This is a genomic window from Rahnella sikkimica (assembly GCF_002951615.1).
Classification (GTDB): Bacteria; Pseudomonadota; Gammaproteobacteria; order Enterobacterales; family Enterobacteriaceae; genus Rahnella; species Rahnella sikkimica.
In genome coordinates, this window is the sequence record NZ_CP019062.1 from 879,174 (window position 1) to 893,992 (window position 14,819).

Annotated in this window: 13 protein-coding genes; 6 read left to right on the forward strand and 7 right to left on the reverse strand. The window is 54.4% G+C overall.

What is annotated here, in order from left to right:
* Positions 1-3: 3 nt before the first annotated feature.
* The 4 genes from BV494_RS03930 to BV494_RS03945 form a co-directional block, all read right to left on the reverse strand.
* Complete coding sequence (locus tag BV494_RS03930) at positions 4-915, reverse strand: amino acid ABC transporter permease (protein WP_104921672.1); 912 nt, start codon at positions 913-915, stop codon at positions 4-6.
* A gap of 24 nt (positions 916-939) precedes the next feature.
* On the reverse strand, positions 940-1,443 hold the full coding sequence (locus tag BV494_RS03935) for a GNAT family N-acetyltransferase (RefSeq protein WP_104921673.1): 504 nt from the start codon (positions 1,441-1,443) through the stop codon (positions 940-942).
* A 17-nt stretch (positions 1,444-1,460) separates the two neighbouring features.
* Positions 1,461-2,384: an ABC transporter substrate-binding protein gene (locus tag BV494_RS03940; protein WP_192938137.1), complete on the reverse strand. Its 924-nt coding sequence runs from the start codon at positions 2,382-2,384 to the stop codon at positions 1,461-1,463.
* Between the two features lie 206 nt (positions 2,385-2,590).
* A complete protein-coding gene (locus BV494_RS03945) occupies positions 2,591-3,775 on the reverse strand; it encodes a M20 peptidase aminoacylase family protein (protein ID WP_104921675.1) in 1,185 nt (394 codons plus the stop codon).
* A 241-nt stretch (positions 3,776-4,016) separates the two neighbouring features.
* On the opposite strand from BV494_RS03945, the gene BV494_RS03950 reads away from it, so the two are divergent.
* The 6 genes from BV494_RS03950 to katG all read left to right on the forward strand — a co-directional run bounded on the left by BV494_RS03950 (position 4,017) and on the right by katG (position 11,843).
* On the forward strand, positions 4,017-5,003 hold the full coding sequence (locus BV494_RS03950) for an MsnO8 family LLM class oxidoreductase (RefSeq protein ID WP_104921676.1): 987 nt from the start codon (positions 4,017-4,019) through the stop codon (positions 5,001-5,003).
* A 9-nt stretch (positions 5,004-5,012) separates the two neighbouring features.
* Positions 5,013-6,350 carry an LLM class flavin-dependent oxidoreductase gene (locus BV494_RS03955; RefSeq protein WP_104921677.1) on the forward strand — a complete coding sequence of 446 codons (1,338 nt, stop codon included), beginning with the start codon at positions 5,013-5,015 and terminating at the stop codon, positions 6,348-6,350.
* Between the two features lie 150 nt (positions 6,351-6,500).
* Positions 6,501-7,151, forward strand: a complete 651-nt coding sequence (gene acuR, locus BV494_RS03960; RefSeq protein WP_104924687.1) for an acrylate utilization transcriptional regulator AcuR — start codon at positions 6,501-6,503, stop codon at positions 7,149-7,151.
* A 90-nt stretch (positions 7,152-7,241) separates the two neighbouring features.
* The gene (gene acuI / locus BV494_RS03965) at positions 7,242-8,219 is read left to right on the forward strand and encodes an acrylyl-CoA reductase (NADPH) (RefSeq protein WP_104921678.1); all 978 of its coding nucleotides are present in this window, start codon (positions 7,242-7,244) and stop codon (positions 8,217-8,219) included.
* A gap of 184 nt (positions 8,220-8,403) precedes the next feature.
* Complete coding sequence (locus BV494_RS03970) at positions 8,404-9,375, forward strand: chemotaxis protein (protein WP_104921679.1); 972 nt, start codon at positions 8,404-8,406, stop codon at positions 9,373-9,375.
* Positions 9,376-9,632: 257 nt separating this feature from the next.
* Positions 9,633-11,843, forward strand: a complete 2,211-nt coding sequence (katG, locus tag BV494_RS03975; RefSeq protein ID WP_104921680.1) for a catalase/peroxidase HPI — start codon at positions 9,633-9,635, stop codon at positions 11,841-11,843.
* 126 nt (positions 11,844-11,969) lie between these two features.
* Here the strand turns inward: katG and BV494_RS03980 are convergent, their stop codons facing one another.
* The 3 genes from BV494_RS03980 to BV494_RS03990 all read right to left on the reverse strand — a co-directional run bounded on the left by BV494_RS03980 (position 11,970) and on the right by BV494_RS03990 (position 14,815).
* Positions 11,970-12,158, reverse strand: coding sequence for a YjfB family protein (locus tag BV494_RS03980; protein WP_104921681.1), 189 nt, complete (start codon positions 12,156-12,158; stop codon positions 11,970-11,972).
* Positions 12,159-13,140: 982 nt separating this feature from the next.
* Positions 13,141-13,269 carry a DUF2256 domain-containing protein gene (locus BV494_RS03985; protein WP_104921682.1) on the reverse strand — a complete coding sequence of 43 codons (129 nt, stop codon included), beginning with the start codon at positions 13,267-13,269 and terminating at the stop codon, positions 13,141-13,143.
* A 142-nt stretch (positions 13,270-13,411) separates the two neighbouring features.
* Positions 13,412-14,815 (reverse strand): FAD-binding oxidoreductase, encoded by a 1,404-nt coding sequence (locus BV494_RS03990; protein WP_104921683.1) that lies wholly within the window; start codon positions 14,813-14,815, stop codon positions 13,412-13,414.
* Between the last annotated feature and the right edge of the window lie 4 nt (positions 14,816-14,819).

Consider the following 14,819-nt stretch of genomic DNA (forward strand, 5'->3'; position numbering starts at 1 on the left):
TGATCAACGGGCGACACGCCACTGGCGCAGACGCTGCAACGGCGTGGGCGCAACCTGGCGCACGGTGCCGCGTGAGAAATAACGCTCGACGTAATATTGCAACACCGACAGCACGGTCGTGATCAGCAGATACCACACCGTCGCCACCATCAGCAGCGGGATCACCTGCTGCGTGCGGTTGTAAATCACCTGCACGGTGTAGAACAGCTCCGGCATGGAAAGCACGTAAACAATCGATGTGCCTTTTGCCAGGCTGATCACTTCGTTAAAACCGGTCGGCAGAATCGAGCGCAACGCCTGAGGCAAAATGATGCGGAATGTCCGGCGGTAGGCCGGTAAACCGAGCGCGGCAGCGGCTTCGTGCTGGCCGTGTTCTACGCCTAAAATCCCGCCACGGATAATCTCTGCGGTATACGCCGACTGCACCAGCGAAAGCCCCAGAACCGCGACCGAAAACTGATCCAGCAAATTCACGGTTGGCGTGCTGAAAAAGGAGATGGACGTAAACGGAATGCCGAGTGACAGGTTGTCGTAGAGATACGAAAAGTTGTAGAGAATGATCAACACCAGCAACAGCGGCAGGGAGCGGAACAGCCAGATATATCCCCAGGCCAGCGAATTCATCAGATACGATTTGGACAGTCGGGCGAGGGCCAGTGCCGTCCCTAAAATGATGCCAAACAGCGTGCCCAGTAAGGTCAGCAGCAGCGTTTTCCCCAGCCCGGAAAGAATGACCGGGTCAAAGAACCACTGGCGAAAAACGCCCCATTCCCAGCGGGCGTTGGTGGCGATCGACTCAACGATGCCCAGCAGGATAAAAACTGAAAATATCGCGCCAGCCACCCGCCACGGATAGCGTGCCGGGACTACTTTCAGCGGCGGATGATTCACGGACGTCGGGGCGTTTTCGCTCATGGTGTTCTCTTTCTTCTGGCAATTTCAGGTGACAGGGACGTCAGCGGTCAGCGCCTTGGTAAACGGCAGGCGACCGTCGTACGGCGGGCGGGAATAGACATCCGGGTCGAGACGCGTGTCAAACAACGGCTGATAACCGTGGGACAAATACAGCCCGACCGCTTCCGGCTGGCGAAAACCGGTGGTGAGGAAAACCTCCTGATACCCGTATTCGGCGGCGCGGCGTTCCAGCTCGAGTAAAACTTTCTGCGCCAGCCCCTGACGGCGCAGCGAACGGTGCGTCCAGATGCGTTTCAGCTCCGCAGTTTTCTCGTCGTAGCGTTTGTACGCGCCCATCGCAATGGGCGCTCCGTTTCTCAGCAAGACAATAAACGTGCCGTCCGGCGCGGAAAATACGCTGTCATCTTCCGGCGGCTGGCTGGAAAAATACTCGCCGTAGCGCTCGCGATATTCACCAAACAAGCCCTGAATGAACGGCGCAATCAGCGGGTCTTCCGGCACGGTCTGGATAAAAACGTCATCACTCATGATGGAGTCCTCATTACTCAGTCGCCCAGTCCTGGCGGGTTAATTTCGGAGTGGTCGATTTTTTCAACGCTTTCGCCCCAACGGTTCAGCACCTGCAAATAGGTGCCGTTGGCGATGGCGCTGTTAAGCGATGCCTGAACTGCGTCCACTAAGCCGTTGCCTTTTTTCAGCGTCACGGCAATGTTTGCAGTTTTCGGCCAGCCGCCCGGCACGGTGCCGACCAGTTTGGTTTTGCCGGTTAACAGCGCTTTGTAGGCACCGGTGACGTTCGGCCCGAAGGTCGCATCGGCGCGGCCAGACTGAATCGCCAGCGTTGCGGCGGCGTCGTCTGTGACGTACTGAGGTTTCAGCGCCGGTAAGCCTTTGGCCTGATTCTCTTTATCCCACGCCAGCAACACGGCTTCCTGATTGGTGCCGGAGCCGACAATAATGCGTTTACCGGCGATATCCGGCGCGGATTGAATCGAGGTGATTTTGCTGTCGGATTTCACGTAGAAGCCCAGCGTATCTTCGCGATACGTGGCGAAATCGAATTTGGTTTTGCGGTCTTTGGTGACGGTAATGTTGTAGATGGCGGCGTCGTATTTCCCGGAGGTCACGCCCAGCGGCCAGTCTTCCCACGACGCCGGAACCACTTTCAGTTTCAGGCCCAAACCGTCGGCCACCAGACGGGCGATATCCGCTTCGCTGCCGATCACGGTTTTATTATCGCGGGCATACAGGCCGAACGGCGGGGCGCTGCCCAGCACGGCGAGCGCCACGGTCAGCGTGCCGGGTTCAACAAATTTAAAGTTAGCCGGGATTTTTGCCACAGCTTCCGGGCTTTTCGGCGCGTTAATGGGTTTTTCATTCGCAATCAGGTCGATACCCGGTGCGGCCTGTGCCAGTGCTGAAAGACTTAATAAAGCCGCGATGGTGGTTAATTTAACGCTGTGTTTCATCATTATTGTATATACCCTTCATGGATTCTTATTGTATGTGGTGATGACAGTGAGACGACAATTTCACTATTCCCGAGTGTTACAGGGATGTAAAACAACAAAATTAAATAATGAAAGAGATAAAGTGGGAATAAAGGCATGCCTGAAATAACCACGCAAAACGCCCGGATGACCGGGCATTGCAATATGGAGGGAATTAATGACGGTTAATTCCCGGTTAATTCCCGCAGGGCTTTTTCAGCCAGTTGCTGGAAATAAGCGGCTGCCGGATAAATCGCGGATTCATCAGGATTAAATTGCGGATGATGCAAACCAAATGCACTGGCAGAGCCGATGCTGACGAACGCACCGGGGACGTGATGCAGATAAAAAGCAAAGTCTTCGCCGCCCATTTGCGCCGTCGCAACCTCTGTTTTATAGCCAAATTCCGCCGCCGCTTCCAGGCTGAAATCCGCCCAGCGTGGCGTATTCACCACCGCCGGTGGCCCGCCAAACCAGTGCAGTTCGGCTTTCGCGCCCAGTGCGGCAGCCACGCCTGAAATCACCTGACGAATACGTTCCGGGATTTGTTCGCGGACAGCGTCGTTATGCGTGCGCACCGTGCCTTCGAGTTCGACGGTTTGCGGCAGCACATTCCAGGTGTTGCCGCCTTCAATACGCGTGACGCTGACGACGGCGGCTTCCTGCGCGCTGACGTTGCGGCTCACCACGGTTTGCAGCGCCGAAACAATGTGGCTGGCGGTGACAATACTGTCGACGCCTTCCTCGGGATGCGCGGCGTGCGCACCTTTGCCGGTGATCGTGATACTGAAACGGTCAACGTTGGCATAGAACGCGCCGCCTTTGGTGGAGAAAGTGCCGACCGGCAGTTCCGGCGCATTGTGCAGGCCAAATATCGCATCCACATTTTCCAGCGCACCGGCTTTAATCAGCTGCGATGCGCCGCCAAAACGTTCCTCCGCAGGCTGGAAAAACAGACGCACGCGGCCCGGAAGCTGGTCTTCACGCGCTTTCAGTAAATACGCGGCACCCAGAATAACGGACGTGTGAAAATCGTGGCCACAGGCGTGCATCACGCCGGGATGTTGCGAACTGAAAGGCACGCCGGACGCTTCTTCAATCGGCAGCGCGTCAATATCACCGCGCAGCGCCACAACAGGGCCATGCTGCGGGCCGATTTCAGCCACGACGCCGGTTTTCAACCCGAGATCCAAAATCCGTACACCGGCCGCATTCAGCCAGTCAGTAATTCTTTGCGTGGTCGCAAATTCCTGATTCGACAATTCAGGGTTTTGGTGTAATTCACGTCGGTGGGCGATGAGTTTTTTTTCTAATTCTGATGAGCCGGACACCGTATGGGTGCGCTCGTCATTGGCAAGTGAAATGCTCATTATTCGTAGCCTTTTATAAGATAGGTTCGCAGTCATTTCATCGTAGACAGGAAAGTCTTTTTAGCGAAAGACTCACTGGCTATATTTTATAAGCAGTTTGGTTATTACTACGCATAGCAAAATAATGGCTATCGATACGCAATTTAATTATTTAGCTTTGTCCTCACTTCGTGGAACTCTTTTTCTCATGAACTGACTTTTTTTCATGAATTGAAACCTGCGGATAAAAGGAACACACCGAGTGAATTACCGACTGAGCTTATTAGACCAAAGCCCGATTAATGAAGGACAACGTGCGGAACAGGCACTGCAGGCGACGCTGACGTTTGCGAAAACGGCGGAAAAACTCGGTTATCACCGCCTGTGGGTTTCCGAACATCACGATACAGAAAAGCTGGCAGGCAGCTCGCCGGAAGTGCTGATTGCCTGGCTGCTGGCGCAGACCTCGACGCTGCGAATCGGCTCGGGCGGCGTCATGCTGCAACATTACAGCCCGTACAAAGTAGCGGAAAATTTCCATCTGCTTTCCGCGCTGGCCCCCGATCGTGTGGATATCGGCATCGGCAAAGCGCCCGGCGGTTTACCGCTTTCGACCAAAGCACTGCGGGGCCATGCGCCTGCGGGATCCGCCCCCGGTTTCCCCGCGCAGTTACAACAACTGACACATTATCTGACCCATCTCGATGACAGTCTGGCCGGTGTCGAAGCCCGCGCCTTGCCGCAGCCGCCGGTTGCGCCGCAGCGTTTCCTGCTGGGTGCGAGTAAAGAAAGCGCCCGTCTGGCGGCGTCGCTGGGCTGGAATTTTGTTTTCGCCGGTTTCATCAACACGTCCGCAGACGTGATGACCGAATCGGTGCTGGCGTACCACGAATATTCTGCCGGACAGGGGCAGGCGCTGGTCAGTCTTGCGGTGCTGGCCGCCGGAACGCGGGAAGAAGCCGCCGCACTGGTGGCGGAACAACATAATTTCCGCGTCACCGTCGGCGACAAACATGTGACCGTCGGCACCCGCGAGCAGGCCGAAGCGTTTGTCCGGCAGGCCGGGGCAACGCAGTACCGCATTGAACAGCAGCAGATCAGCGTGCTGCACGGCACACCCGCCGACATTCATGAACAGCTGCGCGACATTCAGCGCCGCCTGTGCGTTAACGAATTTGTCATTCATACCCCACTGACAGATGCCGCCGTGCGTCTGAAGTCCATCGAATTGCTGGCTGGCCAGCTGTAAGGAGATCTCATGAGCCATTCAAAAAGTATCAAGCTCGGTCTGATGTTGCACGGAGCAGGCGGGCATATGAATTCGTGGCGTCACGAAAAAGCGCCTGCCGATGCCAGCGTGAATTTTCCGTATTTTCGCGATTTAGCGTTGCGCGCCGAAGCCGCCGGTTTTGATTTCCTGTTTGTGGCCGACGGTCTGCACATCAACGAAAAATCGCTGCCGCATTTCCTCAACCGTTTCGAACCGGTTGCGCTGCTGTCGGCGCTGGCATCGGCTACCCATAGCATCGGGCTGGCCGGGACGATTTCGACGTCGTACAGCGATCCGTTTACCGTGGCGCGCCAGCTGGCATCGATTGACAACATCAGTCAGGGACGTGCGGGCTGGAACGTGGTGACGTCGCCGCTGGCGGGTTCGGCGAAAAACTTTGGCAAAGATCACCCTGAGCACGCGCTGCGTTACCAGATTGCGGAAGAGTACATCAACGTGGTGCAGGGTTTGTGGGACTCGTGGGAAGACGGCGCGTTTGTGCGTGACCGCGAAAGCGGTGTGTTTTTCGATGCGGCTAAACTGCACAAACTCAATCATCAGGGGCAGTTCTTCTCCGTCGAAGGTCCGCTGAATATCCAGCGTTCGCCGCAGGGGCAGCCGGTGATTTTCCAGGCGGGGGCTTCTGATGCGGGTATCGCGCTGGCGGGGAAATCTGCCGATGCGGTCTTCACTAATGCCCGCACGCTGGAAGAGGCGCAGGAATACTCCGCCAAACTCCGGGCGCAGGTGGCAAAAAATGGCCGTCATCCGGTGGGGATTTTCCCCGGTATCAGCCCGATTGTCGGCAAAACCGAAGCGGAAGCCGAAGCCAAATATCAGTATCTGCTTTCGCTGCTGTCGCTCGACGATGCACTGGCGTATCTCGGTCGCTTCTTTGACCATCACGATTTCAGCCAGTATCCGCCGGATGGCCCGTTCCCGGAGCTGGGCGATTTAGGCCAGAACACATTCCGTTCCACCACCGACAGCATCAAGAAACAGGCGAAAGAAGAAAACCTGACGCTGCGCGAAGTGGCGTATCAGACTACGCTGCCGCGCGGTGAGTTTTTCGGTACGCCGGAACAGGTCGCCGACAGGCTGATCCGCTGGGTGGAAGAGGGCGGTGCGAGCGGGTTTATCATCAGCGGACCGGTGCTGACCGAAGCGCTCGACGACATCACCCGTCTGGTGCTGCCGGTGCTGGCTGCGCGCGGTTACTGGCATCCTTCCGGAGCGCATACGCTGCGCGAACGTCTGGACATTCCGTTCAAAACCAACCGCTACAGCGTGCAGGAAACCATCCGTGAGGCAGTGAGCGCGAAATAGTTACAACATACTCATTTTTTATAACAGCCCGCCCGGTTCAGCCGCGGCGGGCTTTTTGCTGTTCAGGGGATGACGGGGTTGCCTGCGCAGGGAATTGGGCGTAGGCTTTTGGCAATTAAAAAACGATCGGTCTAAATTATGCGTGATGCAATGACAATTCCACCGGAAGCCGCGCCAGAGGTGGCTAAAAAGCCCCGCCGTGGCCGTCCGCCGAAAACCGAACGCGAGTTTGCGGATACGCGTGAAGCGCTGATCCGCTCAGGTCTGGAAGTCATCACGGAGATGGGCTATCTGTCTGCGGGCATCGATGCGGTGATTAAAAACATCTCCGTGCCCAAAGGATCGTTCTACCACTATTTCGCCAGTAAACAGGATTTCGGCATGACGGTGCTGACGGCCTACGGTGCGTTTTTCGCCCACAAGCTCGACAAATTTTTACTCAACGACGCATTGCTGCCGCTGCAACGCATCGGTGCGTTTGTCGAAAACGCAGGTCAGGGCATGGCGAGATTTGAATTTAAACGCGGCTGCCTGGTCGGCAATTTATTACAGGAATCACCGCTGCTTCCCGATGATTTCCCGGAAAAGCTGAAAGCGATTTTGCAGGAATGGGAATGCCGCGTGGCGCGTTGTCTGGAAGAAGCGCAGCGGGCGGGCGACATAAACGCCGACACGCCACCGGCGCAGCTGGCGGAGATCTTCTGGTCGGGCTGGGAAGGCGCGGTGATGCGCGCCAAACTGTTCCGTTCAGCCGGGCCCCTGAATCAGTTTTGGGCCTATTTTCAGAAAAGCCTTCAATAAGAAATTCAAAAATAGCACCTGCAATCATTACGTTAGTCATCGCATTTCTAACGACAACTCTTCGAACGCCTGAATAATTAAGGGAAAAAAATGAAAGCACTGGTTCTGGAACAGCAAGACAAAGCCACACTGGCCGAAGTTAAAGAGATCGCACTGCCGGAAATGGCGGAAGGCGATGTGCGGGTGGATATCAGCTGGTCTGGTCTAAATTACAAAGACGCGCTGGCGATCACCGGCAAAGGCAAAATCATCCGTCAGTTTCCGATGGTGCCGGGGATCGATTTTTCCGGCCGCGTCAGCCGCAGCAATGACGCCCGTTTCACCGTTGGTCAGCCGGTTATTCTCACCGGCTGGGGCGTGGGCGAAACACACTGGGGCGGTCTGGCAGAACAGGCTTGCGTGAAAGGCGACTGGCTGGTGCCTTTGCCGGAAGGGCTGGCGGCGCGGAATGCGATGATCATCGGCACGGCGGGCTTCACCGCCATGTTGTGCGTGATGGCGCTGGAAGAGGCGGGCGTTAAACCGGAGAGCGGAACCGTCGTCGTGACCGGTGCCAGCGGTGGCGTGGGCAGCACGGCTGTCGCCTTGCTGCATACGCTCGGTTATACCGTTGCCGCCGTTACTGGCCGCGAGTCCACCCACGATTACCTGCGTAAACTGGGTGCCAGCGAAATTCTCTCCCGCGATGATTTCGCCGAAACCCGTCCGCTGGAAAAACAAATCTGGGCAGGCGCGGTGGATACCGTCGGTGACAAAGTGCTGGCCAAAGTGCTGGCGCAAACCAACTACGGCGGCTGCGTGGCGGCCTGCGGGCTGGCGGGCGGTTTTGGTCTGCCGACCACCGTAATGCCGTTTATTCTGCGCAACGTGCGTTTGCAGGGCGTCGATTCCGTTTCTGTCCCGGCTGACCGCCGTTCTGCCGTCTGGGAACGTCTGCTGAAAACCCTGCCGCAGAGTTTCTACGAGCAGGCGGCGACTGAAATCACGCTGGAACAGGCTCCGGTCGTGGCGGCAGATTTCCTCGATAATAAAATTCAGGGCAGAACGCTGGTGAAAATCACCGGTTAACCGCCATGCCCGGCATCCTCAGGGTGGCCGGGCGCTTTACCCGTTCATTTTTTCTTCCTCTATAAAGAATTCCCCGCGTTCGGCCGATAAATACCTTGTTCGTCTGAGAAAATGATTCCTTATTTTCCAAATGACTCATATTGCAGCGCAAACACACTCAAATAAAAATACGCATGGGGAAAGTATGGATAATTTTCAGAAAGAAATTGATGAAAGAACAAATCTGACGTCGTCTAACCGGTTTGAATTGCTGTTGTTCCGTCTGGGCTCATCGCCTGACGAAGATCAGTCAGAATTATTTGGCATCAACGTCTTTAAACTGCGTGAAATTGTCCCTATGCCGACGCTGACCAAAGCGGCGGGAATGTCATCGCCGATGATGGGGATGACCAATATTCGCGGTGAAATTATTCCGGTGATTGACCTGCCTGCGGTCGTCGGGTGTGTGCCGAAAACCGGGCTGAATATTTTGCTGGTCACCGAATATGCCCGCAGCACGCAGGCGTTTGCGGTGGAATCGGTGGACGATATCGTTCGTCTGGAATGGAGCCAGGTACTGGCGGCAGAATCCGGCGTGAAGAGCCGTAACATCACCAGTATCGCGCGTCTGGATAACGACAAATCCAGCAACCGTCTGGCGCTGGTGCTGGACGTCGAGCAAATCCTGCACGACATCATCCCGAACAACAATATCGACATGGACAAGAAGAAAACCAGCTCGTTCAAGATGAAACCAGGAACGGTGGCGATTGTCGCGGAAGACTCCAAAGTCGCGCGTCAGATGCTGGAAAAAGGCCTGAACATGATGGAGATCCCGGCGCAGATGCACGTCACTGGTCTGGAAGCCTGGAATAAAATCCGCAAAATGGCCGAAGAGTGCAAAGCCGCAGGCGTGCCGATTTCAGACAAGATTTCCTTTGTCCTGACGGATCTGGAAATGCCGGAAATGGACGGTTTCACGCTGACGCTCAATATCAAACGCGACGAATTCCTGAAGAATATTCCGGTGATTATCCACTCCTCGCTCTCGGGCAGCGCCAACGAAGATCACGTCCGCAAAGTCGGTGCCGACGGGTATGTGGCGAAATTCGAAATCAACGAACTCGAAGCGGCGATCCGTAAAGCGCTGGATAAGCGGAACGTTGTGCACGCATGACATTGAGTTTCTCTGTGAAAAAAGCCCGCTTCAGAAAATCTGAGCGGGCTTTTTTCATTTTGCGACGCCGAAAGAGAAGCCTTTCACTTTAACGGGCTATTCTATAATCAGAGTCGGGATTCAGAAATGGTGGAAACTCACAGAACGCACGCTGAGAACAGAAGGGAAGGTCTATCAAATACATAGGGTGTTCCAGATGTGACTGGGTTAAATCCGCGTATAGAGTAGCAATGAGACTATAAAAAAGGAGTGTGAGCATGAGCAGTACTATTGATGAAGAAGCAAACGACGCAAAGCCGATTGTTGAAGCAGATCGCGAAGCGTCCGGCGGTAAGTGTCCTTTTCATGCAGGAAAATCCAATGAAACGTCCGGCGGCGGGACAAGCAATCGCGACTGGTGGCCTAACCAGCTCAGAACCGATTTGCTGAACCAGCATTCCGCCCGCTCAAACCCGTTGGGCGAGGCGTTTGATTACCGTAAAGAATTTGCCAAATTAGATTATTCCGCACTCAAAGCCGATATCAAAGGCGTCCTGACCGAGTCACAACCCTGGTGGCCTGCCGACTGGGGCAGCTACATTGGTCTTTTCATCCGTTTAGCATGGCACAGCGCCGGGACGTACCGTTCCGTTGACGGGCGCGGTGGCTCAGGGCGTGGTCAGCAACGTTTTGCCCCGCTTAACTCCTGGCCGGATAACGTCAGCCTCGATAAAGCCCGCCGCCTGCTCTGGCCGGTGAAGCAAAAATACGGTCAAAAAATTTCCTGGGCCGACCTCTATATTCTGGCGGGTAACGTCGCGCTGGAAAATTCCGGTTTCCGCACCTTTGGCTTTGGTGCCGGGCGTGAAGACGTCTGGGAACCGGATCTGGATGTGAACTGGGGCGACGAAACTACGTGGCTGGAACATCGTCATCCCGAAGATCTTGCCAAATCCCCGCTGGGCGCGACCGAAATGGGGCTGATTTACGTCAACCCTGAAGGCCCGAACCACAGCGGCGATCCGGCCTCTGCTGCACCGGCCATCCGCGCCACTTTCGGCAATATGGGCATGAACGACGAAGAGATTGTCGCGCTCATTGCCGGTGGTCATACGCTCGGTAAAACCCATGGCGCGGCAGAAGCCAGCCATGTGGACGTTGACCCGGAAACTGCACCGATTGAAGCGCAGGGGCTGGGCTGGGCAAACAGCTACGGCAGCGGTGCCGGTGCGGATGCCATTACGTCCGGGCTGGAAGTCATCTGGTCGCAGACGCCAACGCAGTGGAGCAACTACTTCTTCGAAAACCTGTTCAAATATGACTGGGTACAGACGCGCAGCCCGGCGGGCGCTATTCAGTTTGAAGCCGCCGACGCGCCGGATATCATTCCTGATCCGTTTGATACCGCGAAAAAACGCAAACCGACTATGCTGGTGACCGACCTGACGCTGCGCTTCGACCCGGAATTTGAGAAAATTTCGCGCCGTTTCCACAGCGATCCGCAGGCTTTTAACGAAGCGTTTGCCAGAGCCTGGTACAAACTGACGCACCGCGATATGGGGCCAAAAGCACGCTATATCGGGCCGGAAGTGCCAAAAGAAGACTTAATCTGGCAGGATCCGCTGCCGGTGCCGGTTTATCATCCGACCGTTGCCGATCTCGCCGTACTGAAAGAGAAGATTGCGGCGTCCGGCCTGACGGCGGGCGAACTGACCTCGGTGGCGTGGGCATCCGCCTCGACGTTCCGTGGCGGTGATAAACGCGGCGGGGCAAACGGTGCGCGTCTGGCATTACTGCCGCAAAGACAATGGGACGTTAACGCTGCGGCGGTGCGCGTGTTGCCAACGCTGGAATCTATTCAGCAGTCGCATCCGAAAGCGTCACTGGCGGATGTGATTGTTCTGGCGGGCGTCGTCGGTGTGGAAAAGGCAGCGAAAGCGGCCAGCGTCGACATCGAAGTGCCGTTCACGCCGGGGCGTGTGGATGCGCGTCAGGATCAGACCGATGTTGAGTCGTTTGATTTGCTCAAACCGAGAGCCGATGGTTTCCGTAACTATCGCGGCGATACCGGCAAAACCTCGACTGAAAATCTCCTGATCGACAAGGCACAGCAACTGACGCTGACCGTACCGGAATTAACGGTACTGATTGGCGGATTGCGTGCGTTGGGAACCAACTTCGACGGCAGCCAGCACGGCGTATTCACCGATAAAACCGGCGAGCTGAACGCGGACTTCTTCACCCATCTGCTGGATATGCGCACTGAATGGAAGGCCACTGATTCCACCGGTGAACGTTTCGAAGGCCGTGACCGCGCCAGCGGAGAATCCAAATTCACCGCCACCCGCGCCGATCTGGTGTTTGGCTCGAATGCCGTTCTCCGCGCCAGCGCCGAGGTTTACGCCAGCAGCGACGCGAAAGAGAAATTCGTTAAAGACTTCGTCGCCGCCTGGACCAAAGTGATGAATCTGGACCGTTTTGATATTTGAGATGTGTTGAGTTGATGTAGTCGATATAAAGCCTGCCTGGGTGACCGGGTGGGCTTTTTTTGGTTCAGGGGTTGAGTTAAGTTTTTTACTTCTGCTCAGGCATTCCCTTGCATCTGAAATCACTGCTCAGACGGCGATATTAATATTCCGCCCAATCGCCGGATTAGCAGGCAACTGCGGGATTGATTCGATGAGGCTGGCAGCCGCTGACTGCTGATTATCCAGCGTTTTTTTGAGCATCAGGGTGTTCACCTTGTTGCTGAGATCCAGATTATCAAGACCGGTCGCCAGTGAGGCAATTTGCGATACATCCATTTTGTTCTCCTGTTCAGTGCAATCAAAAAAATGAACTCTTGCAATGTTATCGGCACTTCCGGGATAAGCTTTAGAGGGGGAGGGGTATTTTTTACGCTTTCTGGTATGAGTAAAAATGGGGTGTCTGGTGCTTCTTTCACGACGTTAAAACGCAGATACAATAAAAGCCCTGACCATTGCAGTCAGGGCTTTTAAGGTACTACAGACTTAAGGTTTAACATTAATGGTCTTAATATGGGTACTGCTCATGATACTGCTTAAAAATGTACACGTTTATCACAGATAATATTGGGTACTGCTACTGAATAAACCTCCCGCTATTTTATGTAATCTATTTCGCCATCTTACTAACATGAACTGATGGCACATTAAACAGGTACATCTCCCCTCGCGACATAAACTATTTGATGCATGGCCTTACTTTCGTTGCGATAATTTAACACTACTGATTTACCTTACCCAATCGCAAGCAATTACTCTTAAAACATGGCCTTACATCGTCGCGCTATCTACACTCATTTGCGATTAACTCTTTGTACTGCGTTACCTTGAAAATCTCCGACACAGAAATGTTCATCTTATTGTCGGTTATCACATACAACAAACTACGTGGCCTTTATCGCAAAATTACTTCTTCGTACCTTACTCAACCTATTCACTTAACAGCAGGCTTTCGTTTACCGCCGTTGAAAGCTAATTTACGGATTTTGAAAACAGTGTCAATACTGTTTTTAATAACATGTTTTTATTTACAGCGATAATATAAACCCCCCGTCAGGCTACGACTGAGAACTTTCTTATTTAATCACCGGGCAAGAACATCTCTGACGTATTTCAGATGACGAGTGTCACTGTGGAAAAGCTTACCCATCAATCCTGAACGGACAGCAATACAAAAACAGGACAACAGGGCGCTGTAAATCCATTTTAAGGGGAGGTTTATATTGCATAATTAATTGTTTTATAGGGACTATTTCTATATCTATTTTTTACGCCGACAACGCTCAGAGCACTTACGCACGTCCTCCCAGCATTTTTCCCACTTCTTGCGCCAGCTGAACGGGCGTCCGCATACTGTACAAATCTTTGTCGGAAGTTCGCTTTTGTTCATCGTGATTCTCCTGCGTCAAGTTTAGCCAGCAGCATTTAGAGGCTCTGTCAGAGGGCCTGCTGCGCAGGTTAAGACAGACGTCCGGGGTTTTATCCGGCAGCAAAACTGCCGGTGATTGTTTACATGAGGGTAATCGTTATTGTTATTTGTCAGTCAATAAAAGGGGATCATTATCTAATACCAGTGTATCACGGACTTCCCAGCCCCGCAGCTTGCCGGGGTTCAGTAATCCGTTGGGGTCAAGGCATTTTTTAACGGAAACGACGTCAGGTTTAATTTCCCCTTGTTTGCCATCTTCAATTTGAAAAACATGAGGGTTATTGATTTTGACGTCATGATCACGAAAGGTGGCCATGACTTCGTTCAGTCTTTCTTCGGTGGAATAACGCACTATCTGTAAACCGCTGGCGGTGATGTTTCCGTCATTGTCGCGCAGGAATTCAATATGCGAGATGACTTCGTCACCGAATAAATTGGCCATGTCGATAATCTGCTGACGATAATTCGTACAATTAAACGCTGTCTGTAAATACGTCAGGGAATTGTCGATTTTCAGCGCATGCAGCGTGGTGTGATTCCAGCAATATTCCATCAGTGACGCATTGGCTTCGCGGGCTTCGTCTGCCGGTTGACGTATGGCGCTGTGCCCGCGATATTTTTCCAGCAGAGGGGAACAAAATCCTTCGCTTTCCTGCGCAATCACGCTGATCACGGCGTGCTGGCTGGCCTGATAATGCCCGTTCAGATGGCTGAACCAGGAGGGGATCGGTGCGGCGAACAGCGCAAGCTGACGTTTTACCAATCCCGGCGAACGGGCAAAGGCGTTGGCGTAATCCAGCGCGTCGGTGAAATCATCAAACACGTCCAGCCGTTCAATCCACTGATGAACCGGTGCCAGCGCCAGTTCAACCTCGAGCACAATCCCGTTGCTGCCGTAGGCGTGATGCAGCAACAACGCCTGCGGAGCAGGAACCTGCAAGATACGCGGTTCGGCTTCCATGGTCATGACTTTGACGCTGAGCACATTGCCCGGTGCGCCCAGCGGCCCGTAGTTGATGGAGCCAATACCACCAAACCCGCCGCCGTAAAGGCCGCCCAGACTGGCGAGCCGGTAGGTAGAGGGCATGCAGCGCAGTTCCCATCCTGCGGGACGGGTCAGCGTTTCAATTTCAGCCAGCCGGATCCCCGCCTGCGCCCGCACCACGCCATTGCCATATTCACAGATCTGATTGAATCCGGTCATATCGACCAGAATTCCGCCCTCCAGCGGCACCAGCTGCCCGTAGTTGCCGGTCGCACCGCCGCGCAGGATCAGCGGTAACTGGTGCTGGACGCAGGCTTTAACGACCAGACTCAGCTCTTCTTCGCTGCGCGGTCTGACCACGGCATCAGCCTGTTTATCTTCCAGCTGTTGTTTGAGCACCGGACTGAACCAGTGAAAATCGCGTGAAAGGCGTTTGACCTTGGTTGCCTGCAAGGTCCAGTCGAGGTCGGGAAGCGCCTGCTGTATCAGGGCAAGCGCGTGCTGACGTTGTTCACTGTCCATATTC

What these genes read in the sequence shown, in the direction of transcription:
- BV494_RS03930 (WP_104921672.1), bottom strand. Translation starts at nt 915, where the DNA reads ATGAGCGAAAACGCCCCGACGTCCGTGAATCATCCGCCGCTGAAAGTA.
- BV494_RS03970 (WP_104921679.1), top strand. Translation starts at nt 8,404, where the DNA reads ATGGATAATTTTCAGAAAGAAATTGATGAAAGAACAAATCTGACGTCG.
- BV494_RS03945 (WP_104921675.1), bottom strand. Translation starts at nt 3,775, where the DNA reads ATGAGCATTTCACTTGCCAATGACGAGCGCACCCATACGGTGTCCGGC.
- BV494_RS03940 (WP_192938137.1), bottom strand. Translation starts at nt 2,384, where the DNA reads ATGAAACACAGCGTTAAATTAACCACCATCGCGGCTTTATTAAGTCTT.
- katG (WP_104921680.1), top strand. Translation starts at nt 9,633, where the DNA reads ATGAGCAGTACTATTGATGAAGAAGCAAACGACGCAAAGCCGATTGTT.
- BV494_RS03935 (WP_104921673.1), bottom strand. Translation starts at nt 1,443, where the DNA reads ATGAGTGATGACGTTTTTATCCAGACCGTGCCGGAAGACCCGCTGATT.
- acuI (WP_104921678.1), top strand. Translation starts at nt 7,242, where the DNA reads ATGAAAGCACTGGTTCTGGAACAGCAAGACAAAGCCACACTGGCCGAA.
- BV494_RS03985 (WP_104921682.1), bottom strand. Translation starts at nt 13,269, where the DNA reads ATGAACAAAAGCGAACTTCCGACAAAGATTTGTACAGTATGCGGACGC.
- BV494_RS03980 (WP_104921681.1), bottom strand. Translation starts at nt 12,158, where the DNA reads ATGGATGTATCGCAAATTGCCTCACTGGCGACCGGTCTTGATAATCTG.
- acuR (WP_104924687.1), top strand. Translation starts at nt 6,501, where the DNA reads ATGACAATTCCACCGGAAGCCGCGCCAGAGGTGGCTAAAAAGCCCCGC.
- BV494_RS03955 (WP_104921677.1), top strand. Translation starts at nt 5,013, where the DNA reads ATGAGCCATTCAAAAAGTATCAAGCTCGGTCTGATGTTGCACGGAGCA.
- BV494_RS03990 (WP_104921683.1), bottom strand. Translation starts at nt 14,815, where the DNA reads ATGGACAGTGAACAACGTCAGCACGCGCTTGCCCTGATACAGCAGGCG.